Origin of the sequence: Mesorhizobium sp. M5C.F.Ca.ET.164.01.1.1 (genome assembly GCF_004792125.1) — a bacterium.
Taxonomy (GTDB): domain Bacteria; phylum Pseudomonadota; class Alphaproteobacteria; order Rhizobiales; family Rhizobiaceae; genus Mesorhizobium; species Mesorhizobium wenxiniae.
Window position 1 is genome coordinate 1 of sequence record NZ_SRTG01000599.1, and the last position, 284, is coordinate 284.

The 284-nt window shown below is 68.7% G+C and carries 1 protein-coding gene; it reads right to left on the bottom strand.

Annotated elements, in window-relative coordinates; translation table 11 throughout:
• The coding region (locus tag EN807_RS34930; protein WP_189522719.1) for a YhjD/YihY/BrkB family envelope integrity protein at positions 1-284 on the bottom strand (284 nt) is incomplete at both ends.

Sequence of the window (284 nt, forward strand, 5' to 3'; positions counted from 1 at the left end):
CGCCCGGTTGCGGTGACCTGCCTGACCTTGCCGTTTCGTCGCTGGCCGCCACCACCGGCGCGAGATCCTGCCGGCTGCCGCTCCGCACCGAATAGGCGCGGGTGATCTCGGCACCGAAGAGGAAAATCTGTGCCGAGTAGTAAACCCAGACCAGCACGACCATCAGCGCGCCGGCGGCGCCGTAGGAGGTGGCGATGGCGCTGGTGCCGATGTACCAGCCGATCAGCGACTTGCCGACGGTGAACAGCAGCGCCGTGACGACCGAGCCGACGCCGACGTCGCGC